Genomic DNA, 17,691 nt, shown 5'->3' with positions numbered 1-17,691 from the left:
CCGCTCCGCCTCCTCGCCCGTGAGCCACACGGCCCGCCTGCTGCGGCTCATATCCGCCTCCGCCCTGGCGCACAGCACCCCGGCGGAGTTGATCAGATCCCACCTGCTGCTCTAAAACCAATTGCTAAACTGACCAATCCGAACAAAAAGAAACATTTCACAGCGAAATCAGCCCCCCGTCACTTCTGAACCCGGGTCAGCCGCCTCAGCGCCTCCATTTGGTCTCTTTCAAGCTGTCGCCTGAGCGCATTCAGATCATTAAACTTTTTCTCAGGCCTGATTCTGCTTACAAATTCTATCCGAAGCACCTGATTGTAAATGTTGCCATGAAAATCAAAAATGTGCACCTCTATAGTTTTAAATCCTCCCGTCACTACAGTCGGGCGATGTCCTATATTGCACATACCCATCAGCTTAGTTCCCGGGTCCGATACAAAGGAAACCATCACAGCATATACTCCATCACCGGGGATAAGCTTATGTGGGTTTTCGTTGAGGATATTGGCCGTCGGAAAACCGATTTTCTCCCCTATCTGCCTGCCTTTCACCACCATGCCCGTAATGGCGTAGGGGTAGCCAAGCCATTGATTGGCAGTATCCACATCACCCTGAAGCAGAGTCTTTCGCACTTTGGTCGAGCTCACCACCACACCATGTATCGCTTGGGCAGAGAGGCTCTCCACCGAAAATCCATAGAGCTGTCCCAAATGCACCAGATGTTCATAGGAACCTTCCCTGTTGCGACCAAAGTGATGGTCATGGCCGATCACCAATGCACGGGCTTTGACTTTTTGCACCAGGTATTTGCGCACAAACTCCTCTCCACTCGTCTTTGAAAACTCTATCGAAAACGGATGAAAAATCAGATTCTGTAACCCGGCCTTTCGCAGCAGCTCGATTTTTTCGTCTTCGTCGTTGAGGAGCTTAATGTCAGCTTCCGGTTGCAGCACCAACCTGGGATGCGGCTTGAAGGTAATCAGCACACTTTCACCTCCTTCCGCCATAGCTGCAACCTCATTCAATCGGCTGATGATAGACCGGTGCCCGATGTGCACGCCATCAAAGGTGCCCATAGTCACCACCGGATACTGCGGAGCTGTAAACTCGTCAATGGAATAAAAAACCTTCAAACCCCGGTCTATTTAAACAAACCAAACAACTCAGCATTCACCCGATCCACAATTTCACCGAAATGCTCCTTGTTGTCGGCAAATTTATTTTTATCTACATCGATGATGAGCAGTTTGCCCTTGTTGTATCGGCTAATCCAGGCCTCATAGCGCTCATTCAATCTGCTCAGATAGTCGATGCGTATGTTGGTCTCATATTCGCGCCCACGTTTGTGGATTTGCTCTACCAACGTAGCTATCGAGGCCCTAAGGTAAATCAGCAGGTCCGGTGGCGCTATAAACTCCTCCATCAGCTGAAACAGCGACAGGTAGTTCTCAAAATCCCTTTTGGGCATCAGGCCCATGGCATGCAGATTGGGTGCGAAAATGTATGCATCTTCGTAGATGGTGCGATCCTGAATTACATGCTTGCCACTTTTGCGTATTTCGATGATTTGCCGGAAACGACTGTTGAGAAAGTAAATCTGAAGATTAAAGGACCACCGCTGCATTTCGTTGTAAAAATCCTCCAGATACGGATTGTCCTCCACATCTTCATAATGAGCCTCCCACCTGAAATGCCTGCTGAGCATTTGGGTCAGGGTGGTTTTGCCCGAACCAATATTTCCGGCTATTGCTATATGCATACTGTACGAATTCCAGACCGGACAAACCTAAACTATTTCATCCAATCCACTGCACACATTCCCCGTAAAGTTTGCCGTCTTTGGTCACTCCGTAGTACTTTGCGATTGAATGATTCTGACTCTCTGAATCATAGCGTCTATTTCCGAACGAAATTCCCGGTCATTGGTCATTTGCCTTGCCAGATTGAGCTGCACGATGGCCTGGTCGTATTCACGGGCCAAGGTAAGCGCTCCTGCCAGACCTATACGGGCATTCATATCATCCTTGATGCCTATCACCTCACGCATGATGCGAGCTGCGATCTGCCCCCATTCCGGCGTGTTGCGAGCTTCCAGCAGTTCATTGGCAGTAGCGACCAGTGCTTCTCGTCTGCTCTGAGCCGACGAATCCTTTAGCTCGGTCATTAGCGTTTCAAAAAATTTTTCCGGCTGATTGGTGTCAAAATAATACAGTTTGCGAATCTGAAGCCCCGTCTTTCGGGCTTGATTGTTGTCAGTGGCTACCAGCGGCACCAATTGCTCAATCAGCATGTCCACAACTTCCTCTGAACTATCTCTCACTGCCCTTCGCAAGCTCGCATTCAGCGAAGCTTCATAAAAAGACTGTCTGTCAAACAAACTGGTATCCAGCAGATTCCACTTGTTTCGTACTCTGGCAAAGAGCGGATCACTCAAATCAAGACCAAAGACACTGATCCACATTAGCCCAGCTGTATCGCTCAGCAATGTTTCACCGAATTTTCGCACGTAGTCATCAAAAATAGGCCGTGAAGCCTCCACTCCATGATTGTCCACTTCTATAAGGAGCAGCTCGTTAAAACCCTTTACCGACAGACCTCCGGCCACATAAGCACTCTGAAGCTGAGGATATAGCATTAGCCGTATGGCTGCCTTCTGTGCGGCATTGGCCATCGCCTCCCTGTCCTGAGCACCGTCCAGCCTCAGGAGCAGATTCTCATTGGCGCTCATAAACAAATGTACCGGATATCCGGGCAGATTGTAATGTCTGATCCACAATTGACCAAACTGCGAATCTCCATCGATTTGCACTGGAATAAACTGCTTGTTCAGTTCCCTTATCAGCGTCCTGTCGCGGAGCACTACCTGATTCATGTTTTGGCAGATCTGACTCCATTCGCTGCATACCTGCACAAAGATTCCCATACCACTGTTGCCGGCCATTCGCAACACATTTTCCCATTGATTGATGTTTCTCGCCCTGATCCAATCTAAGCGTTGGGCAGCCACAAAGACCACTTGACACACAAAAATCAATATAGTAGTCGCGATATGCCGGATAGAAATCATGGTGCTGAAATCATTAAGTCTTTAAACTGATACAATTCGGGTTTTTCACCAAATCGGTTTTCAAAATTTTTCAACCGAACATCCTCATCGGTTTCCATGCCCAAAGGTATTAACCGCGAATCAGGTTTGGTGATAAATTTTATCTCTTTTACTTTGTTTTCTGCAAAAAGTATCAGCAAATTGCTGCAATCAGCCCGGTTTACACCTATAAAAGTACCGTCCTCTTCCTTTACATAGTAGACCGTCTGCCCGTTGCCGATTACAAGGACTTTGCTGAGTTTTCTATCTTCAAAATTCCCTTTTAAATCCCTTCCTCTGATTTGATTGTAAAAAGTATCGCTTTCTATAGCCAGTATAAATGCATTTTCAAAGACAAAGAGCGAATCCGGCTGATTCCCACTCATGGTAATGCTGATTAGCCCACCGGTAATTTGCGTCGTATCGCTCCACAGTACCGGCCTTCCATACAAGTGAAAAGCACTATCTGCCGAAGTGTAGTAGAGCGAGTCGGCTTTGCCCTGCAAATCCTTTCTGTACAGCCTCATATCTCGATACACATACATCTGCCTATGGCCCGAGCTGTCCACCTTTACCGTCCTGATTGTATCCCCACTGATGTAGAGGGTATCCGGCTCCGAATAGCTGAGAAACAGTGGCCTACCCGTCACCGTCACCACTTCATCCCCTTTGCCTTTGTAGACCCCTTCCTGGCCGTACACGGTAAATTTTTCAGCCGTATCCGTAATTGCTATATTTCCCCTCGAATATCCAATCTCAAGTCTCTGATGGTAGTAGAGACTGTCCCCCCTTAGCTCTATGTTTTTTTGCTTTACTACCGCATTGTGGTTAAACATGGCCTCATCCGTCACAGTGTTGTAGCGGCCGTTTTCACAATATATCTGCCCGCTGTCCGAATAGATATGAGTAGGCCCGATAAAATGCGCCACCCTCGATGTAGTGAAGTATTGGAGCGTATCGCACTCCATACGGTAGCGCGGATTGAGCAGTTCCACATTTTTTTTAAACGAAAACATCCTCGGACCGGCATAGTACATACCGATTTGCGACTTTAGGACATTTTCGTCATTCGTAATGGTACCTCCCGTAGTATAGTAAGCAGTATTGATATTGCGGTCCAGTTCCAGGCGCTGGGTCGTAAGGGTCATCTCCGGATCGCGCAGCACCACATCGCCCTTTGCCCTGGCTACGCGCGTATTGCCATCGTATTCCATCGCATGGGCCGTCATCGTCAGCGTATCGCCCTGATTGAGCCGAATGTTTCCAAAAGCCTTGATTACATTGCTGTTGAGATACCTCACCGCACTGTCACAATACATCCTCGCCCCCTCGTGTTCGAAGACCACATTCCCCCCCAGATAGCTCACATCACGAGTGCCTGTCACCCGGTTCGAATTCACAATTCGTATCAACTTACCCGCCTGTGCCCTCAATTCACCCCCCATCGACCATAAAACCAAACACACAAACCCAAAACCCCGAAGCACCTTGCCCGCCCCCATCATCTGAAAATCCTGAAATGAATCCCCAATTCCACCAGCCACCCTCTCAGCATAGCCTCCGGAATATTCCGACCAAACGGATTATTCGACTTCACAAAATCCCTGAAAGGATACGACGACGACACAAAACTCACATCCAGAGCCAGCCGCACCTCACCGAAATTGTACCCCACCCCCACATACGGAGCATACAGCGGAATCAAAGGCCTGAACAAATCCTCCATAAAAAACACCAGATTATCCTTCTGATAGAAGAGCTCTCCGCTCATCGGTCTTTGATGACCTGCCGTACCCCCCGGAGCCCACACCACTGTCTCAGCATCTCCCTTAGGCGAGAAGAGCAAGGTCATCACTACACCAGCCCGCATATGCCATTCCGAAAACTCATACCCATACCCCACCCGTACAGGCAGTGCAAAAAATTTCGTCCTCGCCGTCAGCTCCACCCGCTCAGCTCCATCCCCAAAGTCGGCCCGATAACCAATAAACCAGTCACCAAGCCCCACAGTACCCTCCAGAAATCCAAAATTCAACCGGTGATACCGCACACCCCCCTCCAGCGTGTAGGCCAGCGTCCTCGACACAGGCTCCACATAATCCCCCAGCACTATCGGAGCAAACTCCGAAAAAAAATCAGGCCTCCCCGACATCGTACCCGGCTCCAGACCCCGGTGTGCATTTACAAAGTTGCCAAACGAAAAACCCAAATACGACTCCAGTAGCGATTTCTGGCCGTGCAATCCCAAAGCCCAGCCCAAAGCCCATATTAACAGTACTTTTCTTATCCTCATCAACTTAACTAACGAATTAAAACACCCAAAATTTTGGCAAATGTAGCACCACAGCTCCGAGGCCATCCATACGAGCCCCTTTCCACTTAATCCCAACCCCCTCCACAACCTTTTACATCATCAGGGCGTGCCCCCGCCCGTCGGCCACCTTGCGGTGGCCTTACCGTGCGGGGTCGGGCTGCTCCGGGGTACGCTTTGCTCCCGTGCTCCGCTGCGCTGCGCACCGCCCTGCGGGCGCCCTCCGCATCCCTCACGCAAAATACCCCCATCAAAATCCCAATCCCTAACCACCGGACAAACACTCCACCCCTCACATCCGCATCCATCTGATACCCTTCACCACACCCGCCTACCCACCAAGAAATCCCGCATCACATCTGCAGCACTTCCCCTCCACATCAAAACTCCGATTTTCCTTTGAAATACCTTCATATCCCTTAGGTTTGCATGCCGATAACCACTACACGCACATGTACAGAACCCATCATTGCAACGAACTGACAATTAACCACATAAACCAACAAGTCACCCTTGCTGGCTGGGTACAGCGCATCCGGAAGCTGGGAGCCATCACCTTTATAGACCTCAGAGACAGATACGGAATTACACAACTGGCCTTCTACGAAGACGCAGATAAAGAAACCTTTGACCAGGCCAACCAACTGGGCAGAGAATTCGTCATACAAGCCACAGGCACCGTACGGGAAAGGGCCAGCAAAAACCCCAACCTCCCTACAGGCGACATAGAAGTCGTCCCCCATCGCCTCACCGTACTCAACCCCAGCAAAGTCCCCCCCTTCACCATCGAAGACGAAACCGACGGAGGCGAAGAGCTCCGAATGAAATACCGCTACCTGGACCTCCGCCGATCCCCCCTCAAAAACAACCTCCTCCACCGCTACCGCGTAGGTATGGAAGTCAGAAAATACCTGGACTCCCTCGGCTTCGTCGATATCGAAACACCATTTCTCATCAAATCCACCCCCGAAGGAGCAAGAGATTTTGTAGTACCCTCCCGAATGCATCCGGGCCACTTCTATGCATTGCCTCAAAGCCCGCAAACCTTCAAACAACTGCTCATGGTAGCCGGCTTCGACCGCTACTATCAAATCGTCCGCTGCTTCCGCGACGAAGACCTCCGGGCCGACCGCCAACCTGAATTCACCCAAATCGACTGCGAGATGGCCTTCGTGGAGCAAGAAGACATCCTGCAGACCTTCGAAGGTCTGCTCAGGCATTTGCTCCGCGAAATCAAAGGCATCGACACCGGCCCCTTCCCGCGAATCAGCTACCACGACGCCATGCGCCTCTACGGAAGCGATAAGCCCGACATCCGGTTCGGCATGCAGTTTATCGACCTTACCCGGTCCGCCAAAGGCAGCGAATTCAAAGTATTTGAAGAAGCCGAACTCATCCTCGCCATCAACGCCGAAAAATGCGCCCATTTCACCCGTAAACAAATTGACCAACTCGCCGAATACGTAAAAAGACCCCAAATCGGCGCCAGTGGACTGGCCTGGATTAAGTGGGACGAAAACGGTCTGAAATCCTCCTTCGACAAGTTTTTCACACCCGAAAAACTCACCCACCTGGCACATACAGCGGGCATGCAACAGGGCGACCTGCTGCTCATCATGGCAGGCCCGGCCGGTAAAACCCGGAAAGCCCTCCACGAGCTGCGCATGCATCTCGGTCAAACACTTGGACTCCGAAATCCAGACCAGTTTGCTCCACTTTGGGTCCTCGATTTTCCCCTCCTGGAATGGGATGAAGAAACCCGTCGTTGGCATGCCATGCACCACCCCTTCACTGCGCCAAAACCAGAAGACATACACCTGCTCGATTCAGACCCAGGAAGTGTACGTGCTAATGCCTACGATCTGGTACTCAATGGCAACGAAATCGGCGGAGGCTCCATAAGAATTTTCGACAAAGCACTTCAAAACAAAATGTTTAAGCTCCTGGGTTTCAGCGAAGAAAAAGCCCGGGAGCAATTCGGCTTTCTGATGAATGCCTTCGAATACGGAGCCCCCCCTCACGGCGGCATTGCCTTTGGCTTTGACAGGCTTGTAGCCCTTCTGGGCGGCCAGGAAACCATACGCGATTTCATCGCCTTCCCAAAAAACAACTCCGGCCGCGACCTGATGATCGATGCCCCTTCGTACATCGATGACCAGCAACTCCATGAACTCCATATCACCCTAAAATATGCTCAATAATGAAACAACTCAAAACATTCCTTAGCATCAGTGCACTGCTGGCCATAAGCGGATGCGAACTATTGCAATCTACTGGAGGTCTCCCTGGTCTCAATCCACTACCCCCCACAGAACAGGAAGTAACCCTCGGACTTAAAAACGCCCTCGAAGTTGGCATTCACAATGCAGTAAAGCTCACCTCCGAAACCGGCGGATTTTTCAACAATCCCCTCATCCGCATTCCCTTTCCACCAGAAGCTGTCCGAATGGAACGAACTCTCAGAGACATTGGACTGGGAAATCAGGTAGACCAATTTGTCCGAACTATGAATACCGCGGCTGAGGAAGCCTCCAAAAGAGCCACCCCTATCTTTGTGAATGCCATACGCCAGATGACCTTCACCGATGTAATGAACATCTGGAGAAGCGATAGTACTGCTGCCACACAATTTTTACAACGTACCACCAGTGACGCCCTGAGAGCTGAGTTCAAACCCGTAATCAAATCTGCTATTGAACAGGTAGAGCTCACAGCCTTGTGGAATCCGCTCGCCTCCGCATACAACAGCATACCCTTTGTCACACCCGTCAATCCAAATCTTGAAGACTTTATCACCGACCGTGCCCTGCAGGGACTTTTTTCCATGATCGCTCTCGAAGAAGCTTCCATAAGACGCGATCCGGCTGCACGGGTCAACGACATCCTCCGCAGAGTATTTGGCTGGCTCGATAATGAAAAGAAAAGCTAATAGAACCCTCCGTTCAAAATTCACTGCCTTTCAGGGGATCATGCTGCCTTTCAGACTGCTGTGGCGGCTGTGGTTTTACCTTTCCATCTTCATCGCCATAGCTGCTGTATTTCCCTTCATTCTGGTTTTCTCACTTAAACCAGCATGGTACAGATACTTCTTCCGATTTGAGCGTATCTGGGCCTATATCGTCCTGCTGTTGATGGGCTTTATCCCCGTTGTGAAAAACCGACACCTCATCCGTGCCGACCGACAATACATCATCACAGCCAATCACACCAGCATGATCGATATCATGATGACCCTCATCGCCGTGCCCAACGTATTTCTCTTTATCGGAAAAAAGGAACTGGCCTCCTATCCTCTCTTCGGCTACTTCTATCGCCGGACCAACATCCTTGTGGACCGGAAAAGCTACTCCAGTAAAAAATTCGTCTATTGGAAAGCCGCTGAAAAAATCGCCGAGGGCTATTCCGTGTGCATCTACCCTGAAGGTGGAGTACCCAACGAAGACGTTGAACTTGCCCCTTTCAAAATCGGCGCCTTCAAACTGGCCGTCGAAACCTCTACAGACATCTTGCCCATAAGCTTCCCCGACAACAAAAAGCATTTCTCCTACAACTTCCTGAAAGGACATCCGGGAATACTCAGAGCCATAATACACCCCCCTATCGAGGTATCCAAACTGCCTTTTGTGACCGCAGAAGAACTTCGCGACAAGACCTATTCCATCATTTTATCCGGCCTGCCTGGGCGCTGATCGCAGCAGCCACCACTCTTCACAGCAATTTCTGCGCGTTAATCCCATTTACCTGGCACGGCTTCACATACCTTTGCACCCCGATTTCACCAAAAGCCTGAAAAGTTGAAAAAACCCAAAAGATATCTGGTCACCGCTGCCTTACCGTATGCCAATGGACCTGTACACATCGGCCACCTGGCGGGTTGCTACCTGCCGGCAGATATATATGTCAGATACCTGCGCCTTCAAGGCGAAGACGTAAAATTTATCTGCGGCAGCGACGAGCACGGCGTCCCCATCACCATCAAAGCCCGAAAAGAAGGCCTCACTCCACAGCAGGTGGTCGATACCTATCATCACCTGATGAAAAAAGCCTTTGAAGACTTCAGTATATCATTTGACATATATTCCCGAACCTCCTCTCCTCACCACCATCATACTGCATCAGAATTTTTCAAAACATTGTACCAAAAAGGAGTCTTTACCGAAGAGGTTACCCAGCAATACTACGACGAGCAGGCCCAGCAGTTTCTGGCCGACCGATACATCATCGGTACCTGTCCAAAATGCGGATTTGGCAATGCCTACGGCGATCAATGCGAAAACTGCGGTTCATCGCTCAATCCTACAGACCTTATCGAGCCCCGCTCTGCTCTTTCCGGGTCCAGGCCTGTGATGCGCACCACCCGCAACTGGTATTTGCCATTGGATAAACTCCAACCCGCCATCGAGCACTACATCGAAACCATCAAAGACCAGCTTAAACCCAATGTGTACGGACAGGTAAAAGCATGGCTCCAGCAAGGACTCGCCCCGCGGGCTATGACAAGAGATTTGGACTGGGGTGTCCCCGTACCTCTTGAACAGGCTAAAGGAAAAGTACTTTACGTGTGGTTTGATGCCCCCATAGGCTACATCTCAGCCACTCAGGAACTGCTGCCTGACCAGTGGCAGAACTATTGGCAAGACCCTGATACCGCCCTGATTCATTTCATCGGTAAGGACAATATCGTCTTTCACTGCATCATCTTCCCGGCCATGCTGATGGCACATGGCGGTTATGTATTGCCGGCCAATGTCCCTGCCAATGAGTTTCTCAATCTGGAAGGTGACAAAATATCCACCTCCAGAAATTGGGCCATCTGGCTGCACGAATATCTGACTGAATTGCCGGGCCGCGAGAGCGAACTCCGCTATGTGCTCACCTCTATAGCCCCGGAAACATCCGACTCAGAATTCACCTGGAAAGATTACCAGGCAAGAATCAACAATGAGCTCGTTGCCATTCCAGGAAATTTGGCCAACCGGGTACTTACCTTAATGCAGAAATATTACAACGGAATCATTCCCCAAGACATCTGTGAATATACCCAAGCTGATGAATTAAGGTCGGCCACACAAAAAGCCTATGAAGAAATAGACCGCAACATCAGAGCGTTCAAATTGAGAAATGCCCTGCAAGAATGGATGGATCTGGCAAGATTTGGCAACAAATACCTCACCGAAAGCGAACCCTGGAAACTCTTCCAGGAAAACCCGGAAAAAACATGTGAAATCCTGTCCAACAGCCTGGTGCTTTTGGGCCATCTGGCCAAGCTGATGCTCCCATTTATGCCTCGTGCAGGGCAACAATTGCTACACATGCTTGGAAAGTCGACTATCGAGCAACTCCATACGCCCATCTCATGGAAATCGGGAGAGCAGCTCCCCAAACCCAGTTTGCTGTTCCGAAAACTGGAAGATTCTGAAATCGAGCCACAAATAACCCGATTGGAACACATCAGACAACAGCAGCCAACAAAGCCAACCTATACCCTTCCACCCCTTAAAGACCTGGTTGCTTACGAAGACTTTCAAAAGCTCGATTTGCGCATTGCTACAGTACTGGCTGCTCAAAAGGTACCGAAAGCAGACAAACTTCTTCAGCTCACCCTCGATACTGGCATTGACCGGCGAACGGTAATTTCCGGCGTGGCACAATATTACCAGCCTGAGCAACTGATTGGTAAGCAAGTATTGCTACTGGCCAATTTGGCTCCCCGCAAAATCCGCGGAATCGAAAGCCATGGGATGATTCTCTTTGCCGAAGACAACTCCGGCAGGCTGGTTACCGTAGAACCATCAGAGGATGTGCAAAATGGCAGCACCGTATCCTAGATCAAGGTAACGGCTTGATCAGTAAAACCTTCTAAAGCCCTTCTGGTCTTGCGAATACAGCGATTACGTAGATAACGAAAGCGCCTTGCTGACTTCCATGGATTCCATCATCGCCTGAAAGTCAACAGGCTCATCTACCAACTCATCTGTTAAGGCTATATCCAATACTTCGCCCATTCTCGAAACATAGTGAAATCTGATGCCCTCGATGTATTCAGGCTCTATTTCAGCAATATCTTTCTGATTGTCCTTGCAGAGGATTATGTCTGTGATGCCGGAGCGTTTGGCAGCTAATATTTTTTCTTTTATTCCACCCACTGGAAGTACCTTGCCTCTCAGGGTAATCTCTCCGGTCATTGCGATATTTTTCTTCACTTTTCGCTGAGTTAACAGAGAGGTAAGAGCCGTGAGCATGGTCACACCGGCTGAAGGACCATCTTTTGGCGTAGCCCCTTCTGGCACATGGATATGTATGTCAAATTTTGAAAAAATCCGGGAATCAATCGAAAACGTATGAGCATTGGCCTTTATCCAGGCCAGGGCGATGATGGCTGATTCTTTCATTACTTCGCCCAGATTACCTGTCACAGTCAGTTTGCCACTTCCGGGATAGATGGTGCTTTCGATAAAGAGAATGTCACCACCCACAGGTGTCCATGCCAGTCCGGTGACCACACCGGCTACTGTATTGTCTTCAGCCATATCTCTGTCGTATCTGGTAGGTCCTAGGATTTCACGGACGGTTTCCCAATTCATCCTCACATCGTACGGCTGTTGCTCAGCTTTTTTACGGGCTATATTTCTCACCAGTTTGGCGATGGTCTTCTCCAGATTTCTGACGCCGGATTCCCTGGTGTAGGAATCTATCATTTTTTCGATTACAGATTTGGTGAGCCTCAGGTCGTCCTTTGTCAGTCCATGCTCTTTGAGTTGTTTTGGAATGAGGTGTCTTTGCGCTATTTCATATTTTTCCTCTAGTGTGTAGCCATTGATTTCGATAATTTCCATTCGGTCGCGCAGTGCCGGCTGAATGGTGGTCAGGTCATTAGCTGTAGCAATGAACAGCACTTTCGACAGGTCGTACCCCAACTCCAGGTAGTTGTCGTAAAACTCTTTGTTTTGCTCCGGGTCGAGCACCTCGAGCATGGCTGATGACGGGTCCCCTTGCATGCCAAAGGACAACTTGTCGATTTCGTCAAGGACAAAAACAGGGTTGTCGTAACCTACTTTTTTCAGATTTTGAATGATGCGGCCGGGCATGGCACCGATGTAAGTTTTGCGGTGGCCTCGAATCTCGGCTTCATCGCGCAACCCACCCAGGGATATGCGTGCGTACTTTCGGCCCAATGCCTCGGCTATGCTTCTTCCTAAAGATGTTTTTCCAACGCCGGGAGGCCCATAAAAACAAAGGATCGGAGCTTTCAGGTCGCCCTTTAGCTTAAGGACAGCTAGATATTCTATGATTCTGTCTTTTACTTTGTTGAGTCCGTAGTGGTCTCTGTCCAAAATTCGCCTGGCTCTCTTCAGGTCAAAATTGTCTTTGCTGATTTCGCCCCATGGCAAATCGAGCATCAGCTCAATGTAATTTCGCTGTATGCTGTATTCCGGCATCTGAGGATTGGCCCTTTGCAGCTTGGCGATTTCTTTCTCGAAGTGCTTAGCTACCTCTTCGTTCCACTTTTTCTTTTTCGCTCTGGCCTTAAACTCTTCGATCTCCTTTTCAGTAGTTACTCCTCCCAGCTCTTCTTGTATGGTCTTCATTTGCTGGTAGAGAAAGTACTCACGCTGCTGCTGGTCGAATTCGGTTTTTACCTTGTTTTGAATCTGGTTTTTCATCTCCAACATCTGCATTTCATTAATCAGATGTTTTAGCACCATGTTGGCGCGTTTGGAGAGTTCAACCTCTTCCAGCAGAGCTTGTTTCTGTTCAATGTTGATGTTGAGATTGGAAGAGATAAAATTGACCAGAAAAGTCTCACTTTCAATGTTTTTGACAGCAAAGGCAGCTTCTGAGGGCAGGTTGGGAGACTCCTGAATGATCTTTATTGCAGTTTCCTTTATGCTGTCAATCAATACTTTAAATCTTTGTGATTGCTTTTTGGGCAAGACTTCTTCTCTGCCAATGACTTTGGCTTTGAGATAGGGCTCGGTTGCAATCCATTCGGAAACTTCAAATCTCTTTTTGCCTTGGATGATTATGGTCACATTTCCATCCGGCATTTTAAACATGCGAATGATGCGCGCCACCGTTCCGACTTGGTACAAGTCTTCGGGCTTGGGATCCTCTATACTTCCATCCTTCTGGGCGATTACGCCTATAGTGCGTGTACTGTTGTAGGCGTTGTTGATGAGTTTTATGGATTTATCGCGACCTGCTGATATCGGTATTACGACTCCGGGAAAAAGAACAGTATTACGAATCGGTAATATTGGCAGTTCTTCAGGAATTTTTTCAGTAGATAACTCCTGCTCATCCTCCGGTGTCATCAAGGGGATATAATCCGCCTCGTCACCACTAAATGTGCTGAAATTCAATGATTTTTCAAATCCAATTTCTTCTCCAAACATGCTGTTATCTTCAAAATTTGCTCAAGGGGTATTCATGTGCGCAATTAGCAAGCCAATTCATCGATACTCTTTTGTCTGCTCATATACATGTGTCAATATGTCGGATTCTATCGGATTGAGGGTTTTTCCTCTTCTAGCCATGACTCGAGAGGCAGTTTCCAGGGCTTTTTCGAGTTTGTAAGTGGTAAGACCTTGCGCACCACCCCATGAAAAGGAAGGTATGAAATTTCTTGGAAATCCTGAGCCGAAGATATTTGCACTTACTCCTACTACTGTACCGGTATTAAACATTGTATTGATGCCGCACTTTGAGTGGTCGCCCATAAAAAGACCACAAAATTGAAGGCCGGTACGCTCAAAACTACCTGTGGCGTAGTTCCAGAGTTTTACTTCTTCGTAATTGTTTTTTAGGTTGCTGTTGTTGGAGTCGGCCCCTATGTTGCACCATTCGCCAAGCACACTGTTGCCAAGGAAACCTTCATGGCCTTTGTTGGAGTATCCAAATAAAACGGAATTATTCACCTCCCCACCAACCTTACAATATGGACCTACTGTGGTAGGGCCGTAAATCTTTGCCCCCATGTTAAGCTGGGAATGTTCACACAGGGCAAGTGCTCCGCGCACAGTTGCCCCTTCCATCACCGTCGCATCCTTACCGATATAAATTGGACCTGTTTTGGTGTTGAATACAGCACATTCGGCCCATACTCCTTCCTCAACAAATATGTTGTCCCCTATAATTTTATTGGTCGGACTGAGCTCGGCTGAAGTCCTTCCTTTTGTAATGAGGTTAAAGTCGTTTTGAAGTTCCGTACCATTGTACTGAAAGATATGCCATAGCTTTTCGATTGAGGTAAGATGGTCTTTAAACTCTTTCTTTGAGTGTACCGAGCCTGGCTCTGGCATTTCTGCTTCGGGATCAATTTCTATGCAGCTGGCAATCAAATTTCCCTGGTGCCTAATCCCTTCTCCTGGTTTGAGATCTGCTATCGCCTGTACAAATGCATCGGTAGGACACACATTGGCCGATACAAGTACACTTACTGGCTTTTTGACCAAAGGATACTTAGCCGACAAATAGTTGGATGTAAGGTATGACACATCAAATCCGCGTTTCTGATATTTTTCGGCTATGGTAAGTATTCCGATTCTAAGTTCTGATACAGGCCTCGTGAAGGTAAAGGGTTTTAAGTGGTCGGATTCCGGGCCGTCTTTGAGTATTATGTTCATCGTTTGTGTCTATTCAACAATTATGGGCACAAAGTAAAATGGACATTTACTACTGCCGATGCAAATTTTCCCGCACTCATCTGAAAGTTTTTATATCGCATGTATTTCTTCAAAAAATTGTGCTTTTTGTGCTTTAGCTGTCTGCCACTGAAATTTAACCATCGCTGACGAGCATCAGAAGCTTCTTATCAGGACCCCATGCTAAAAGTGAATTCTCCGGCTCCTTTTGAATAAATTCTTCACACATGAATACAGAAGTAAGGATTTGATATATTGACAGAAAAATTCTATGTAGCGACATTGGATGAGATAGCATTTTGTCCCGTACGATTTTGTTTTGGTAAGTATCTCAAAGAGAAACTCCTGATTTTTTCTTTGTAGGGCTGACTGGGCTTGCCTGATGAGCATAAATCTGTTTTGCCGCTGTATCTATTTGCGAAATTCCTCTGAATGCAGTATCAGTCTCGGGCTGTTAAACGTCCAAAAATTGTGAAACACCGGATTAAAGCGCACAATGCAGGAAATTGGATAAAAAGTCGCCTTCACAAGTTGAGAAGGCGACCCTTTCGCAAATTCATTTTCAAAATTCTGTTGATCAAGTATTGGATTACTCTTGATTTCTCTTTTTCACCATGGTAAGAATGGTGGCTGCGGCCACGGTATCGCCAGTTTCATCATACACATCCACGTAAAATTTTACGATGCCTCGTGCGATGTCGTCGGGACTACGTTTTTCCTGACTGATTTTTTCTTTCACGGTTAGTTTTACGCCAATGGTAGCTCCGGGATACACCGGCTTGGTGAATCTGCACTCTTCGATGCCATAGTTCAGGAGCACAGGACCTTTTTTTGGATCTACAAAGAGGCCTGCAGCCTTTGATAAAACAAAGTATCCATGTGCAACCCTTCGTTCGAAGAGAGTACCTTCCAGTGAAGTAGCGTCCATATGAGCGTAAAAGTTGTCCCCGCTCAGATTGGCAAAATTTACAATGTCAGCCTCTGTGACGGTATGTTTGTGGGTATATACCGTATCGCCTATTTTCAGGTCTTCAAAATATTGTCTGAAAAGGTGCGGAACGGCCTCAGGTCTGCTGGCACCGGGTTGATATATTTGGGTTATTTCAGTGATGGTATCCGGATGTCCTTGTATGGCAGTGCGCTGCAGGTAGTGATACACTCCGCGAATTCCGCCCATTTCTTCGCCACCTCCGGCTCTTCCGGGCCCTCCATGTGTGAGCATGGGCATTGGGGAACCGTGTCCGGTGCTTTCCTTGGCACACCGGCGGTTGAGCACGAGTATTCGGCCATTTAAATGAGCTGCTTCAAGGGTAAAGTAAGAGGCTTCCCGATCGTCGTTGGTAACGATGGATGTCACCAGCGAACCTTTTCCCATAGCTACCAATTCCACGGCCTCTTCTAAGGATTTGTAGGGCATAATGGTCGAAACCGGTCCAAAAGGTTCTACTTCATGGACAGCAGTTTTTCGGAAGGGATCCGAATTGCGGAAAATTTTTGGTGCAACAAAAGCGCCTCTTTCCATATCGGCCTCTATGAGTTCCATTTCGCGATCACCGTCAAAGACCACATCCATTTCGTCAGCTAGCACCTCGAGATGTTTCTGTAGTCTTTCTCTTTGTATGTGGGTTGCAAGTGCTCCCATTCGTACTCCCTCTGCCCTGGGATTTCCCATTCGCGTAGAGCGCAGTCTGTCTGCCAGGGCTTTCTCCACTGCTTCCATCAGATGTTCAGGCACTATTATTCTTCGCACAGCCGTACATTTTTGTCCGGCTTTTACTGTGATTTCGCGGTGGATTTCTTTGATGAAGAGGTCAAATTCAGGGTCATTGGGCGTTACGGTTTCTCCGAGTACTGAAGCATTAAGCGAATCCGCCTCAAGGTTGAAGGGCACTGATTCTTCCAGCAGATGAGGCAGAGCCTTGAGTTTTTTACCTGTAGCAGCTGAACCTGTAAAAGTGACTACGTCGCCGTTTCGGACCGGGTCCAGAATACCCCTTCCAGGCCCCGTGACCAACTGTAAAGATCCCTCGGGCAGAATTTGTGAATCGACAATATGTCGCACTACCAGCTCAGTCAGGTAGCTGGTGTATTCACTAGGTTTGACAACGGCCGGCATTCCGGCTAGCAGATTGACCGCTATTTTCTCCAGCATGCCCCATACCGGAAAGTTGAAAGCATTGATGTGCACAGCGATTCCTCTTTTAGGCACCATGATGTGGTGCCCTATAAATGAGCCACCTTTTGAAAGATGAACGGTCTGACCATCTACATGAAAAGGTTTATCCGGAAATTGCCTGCGAAGGCTGGCATATGAGAACAAATTGCCAATTCCACCCTCTATGTCAATCCAGGAATCAGACCGGGTTGCACCGGTGGCATAGCTGAGTTCGTAGAAAACTTCTTTGCGCTCAGTAAGGTACAATGCAAGGTTTTTGAGCATCTGACCTCTTTCCCTGAAAGTCATCTTTCGAAGTGCAGTACCACCCTTTTTCCTTCCGTATTCGAGTATGGATGCATAATCAAGTCCGACCGAGGAGACTTCCGCGATAGGTTCACCTGTCACAGCATTTCGCGCCACATATTCCACATCAGGGCATGATATCCATTGCCCCATTACATAATTTTCAACTTTTCTCATTCCGTTGGATTTTGGC

The 17,691-nt window shown here is 48.3% G+C and carries 11 protein-coding genes and 1 pseudogene; 4 read left to right on the top strand and 8 right to left on the bottom strand.

Annotated elements, in window-relative coordinates:
- Positions 1 to 179: 179 nt before the first annotated feature.
- The 5 genes from DES35_RS07365 to DES35_RS07345 all read right to left on the bottom strand — a co-directional run bounded on the left by DES35_RS07365 (position 180) and on the right by DES35_RS07345 (position 5,375).
- The gene (locus DES35_RS07365) at positions 180 to 1,130 is read right to left on the bottom strand and encodes a bifunctional riboflavin kinase/FAD synthetase (protein WP_114366245.1); all 951 of its coding nucleotides are present in this window, start codon (positions 1,128 to 1,130) and stop codon (positions 180 to 182) included.
- Between the two features lie 8 nt (positions 1,131 to 1,138).
- Positions 1,139 to 1,756, bottom strand: coding sequence for a deoxynucleoside kinase (locus DES35_RS07360; protein WP_037357543.1), 618 nt, complete (start codon positions 1,754 to 1,756; stop codon positions 1,139 to 1,141).
- Between the two features lie 84 nt (positions 1,757 to 1,840).
- Complete coding sequence (locus DES35_RS07355; RefSeq protein WP_114366244.1) at positions 1,841 to 3,064, bottom strand: thioredoxin family protein; 1,224 nt, start codon at positions 3,062 to 3,064, stop codon at positions 1,841 to 1,843.
- Positions 3,061 to 4,626, bottom strand: a complete 1,566-nt coding sequence (locus DES35_RS07350) for an OstA-like protein (RefSeq protein ID WP_125039422.1) — start codon at positions 4,624 to 4,626, stop codon at positions 3,061 to 3,063. Before DES35_RS07350 ends, DES35_RS07355 begins: the two co-directional genes overlap by 4 nt.
- A complete protein-coding gene (locus tag DES35_RS07345; RefSeq protein ID WP_114366242.1) occupies positions 4,584 to 5,375 on the bottom strand; it encodes a hypothetical protein in 792 nt (263 codons plus the stop codon). Before DES35_RS07345 ends, DES35_RS07350 begins: the two co-directional genes overlap by 43 nt.
- Before the next feature lie 470 nt (positions 5,376 to 5,845).
- Between DES35_RS07345 and aspS the strand changes: the two genes are divergently transcribed.
- The 4 genes and pseudogenes from aspS to metG all read left to right on the top strand — a co-directional run.
- Entirely contained in the window at positions 5,846 to 7,594 is a 1,749-nt protein-coding gene (gene aspS / locus DES35_RS07335) for an aspartate--tRNA ligase (protein ID WP_114366240.1), read from the top strand.
- Entirely contained in the window at positions 7,594 to 8,322 is a 729-nt protein-coding gene (locus DES35_RS07330; RefSeq protein WP_114366239.1) for a DUF4197 domain-containing protein, read from the top strand. The genes aspS and DES35_RS07330 overlap by 1 nt, the downstream gene beginning before the upstream one ends.
- Positions 8,306 to 9,082: a lysophospholipid acyltransferase family protein gene (locus tag DES35_RS07325; RefSeq protein ID WP_244906332.1), complete on the top strand. Its 777-nt coding sequence runs from the start codon at positions 8,306 to 8,308 to the stop codon at positions 9,080 to 9,082. Before DES35_RS07330 ends, DES35_RS07325 begins: the two co-directional genes overlap by 17 nt.
- A 96-nt stretch (positions 9,083 to 9,178) precedes the next feature.
- Positions 9,179 to 11,221: pseudogene (gene metG, locus DES35_RS07320) on the top strand (methionine--tRNA ligase); the annotation flags it as partial.
- Positions 11,222 to 11,284: 63 nt separating this feature from the next.
- On the opposite strand, the gene lon reads toward metG, so the two are convergent.
- From lon to paaZ, 3 genes are all read right to left on the bottom strand, one after another.
- Positions 11,285 to 13,789, bottom strand: a complete 2,505-nt coding sequence (gene lon, locus DES35_RS07315) for an endopeptidase La (protein ID WP_051889225.1) — start codon at positions 13,787 to 13,789, stop codon at positions 11,285 to 11,287.
- A 57-nt stretch (positions 13,790 to 13,846) separates the two neighbouring features.
- Positions 13,847 to 15,019 (bottom strand): GlmU family protein, encoded by a 1,173-nt coding sequence (locus tag DES35_RS07310; RefSeq protein WP_114366237.1) that lies wholly within the window; start codon positions 15,017 to 15,019, stop codon positions 13,847 to 13,849.
- Positions 15,020 to 15,626: 607 nt separating this feature from the next.
- A complete protein-coding gene (paaZ, locus tag DES35_RS07305; protein ID WP_114366236.1) occupies positions 15,627 to 17,675 on the bottom strand; it encodes a phenylacetic acid degradation bifunctional protein PaaZ in 2,049 nt (682 codons plus the stop codon).
- Positions 17,676 to 17,691 lie beyond the last annotated feature (16 nt).

It is taken from the genome of Schleiferia thermophila, from assembly GCF_003337435.1.
GTDB classification, from domain to species: domain Bacteria; phylum Bacteroidota; class Bacteroidia; order Flavobacteriales; family Schleiferiaceae; genus Schleiferia; species Schleiferia thermophila.
The sequence above is the reverse complement of the archived record's forward strand: the minus strand, read 5'-3'. Positions and strand labels throughout refer to the sequence as shown.

Excerpts from the sequence above, each read along its gene's own strand:
- DES35_RS07310 (WP_114366237.1), bottom strand. The coding sequence starts at position 15,019 with ATGAACATAATACTCAAAGACGGCCCGGAATCCGACCACTTAAAACCC.
- aspS (WP_114366240.1), top strand. The coding sequence starts at position 5,846 with ATGTACAGAACCCATCATTGCAACGAACTGACAATTAACCACATAAAC.
- DES35_RS07355 (WP_114366244.1), bottom strand. The coding sequence starts at position 3,064 with ATGATTTCTATCCGGCATATCGCGACTACTATATTGATTTTTGTGTGT.
- DES35_RS07330 (WP_114366239.1), top strand. The coding sequence starts at position 7,594 with ATGAAACAACTCAAAACATTCCTTAGCATCAGTGCACTGCTGGCCATA.
- DES35_RS07345 (WP_114366242.1), bottom strand. The coding sequence starts at position 5,375 with ATGAGGATAAGAAAAGTACTGTTAATATGGGCTTTGGGCTGGGCTTTG.
- DES35_RS07325 (WP_244906332.1), top strand. The coding sequence starts at position 8,306 with ATGAAAAGAAAAGCTAATAGAACCCTCCGTTCAAAATTCACTGCCTTT.
- DES35_RS07360 (WP_037357543.1), bottom strand. The coding sequence starts at position 1,756 with ATGCATATAGCAATAGCCGGAAATATTGGTTCGGGCAAAACCACCCTG.
- paaZ (WP_114366236.1), bottom strand. The coding sequence starts at position 17,675 with ATGAGAAAAGTTGAAAATTATGTAATGGGGCAATGGATATCATGCCCT.
- lon (WP_051889225.1), bottom strand. The coding sequence starts at position 13,789 with ATGTTTGGAGAAGAAATTGGATTTGAAAAATCATTGAATTTCAGCACA.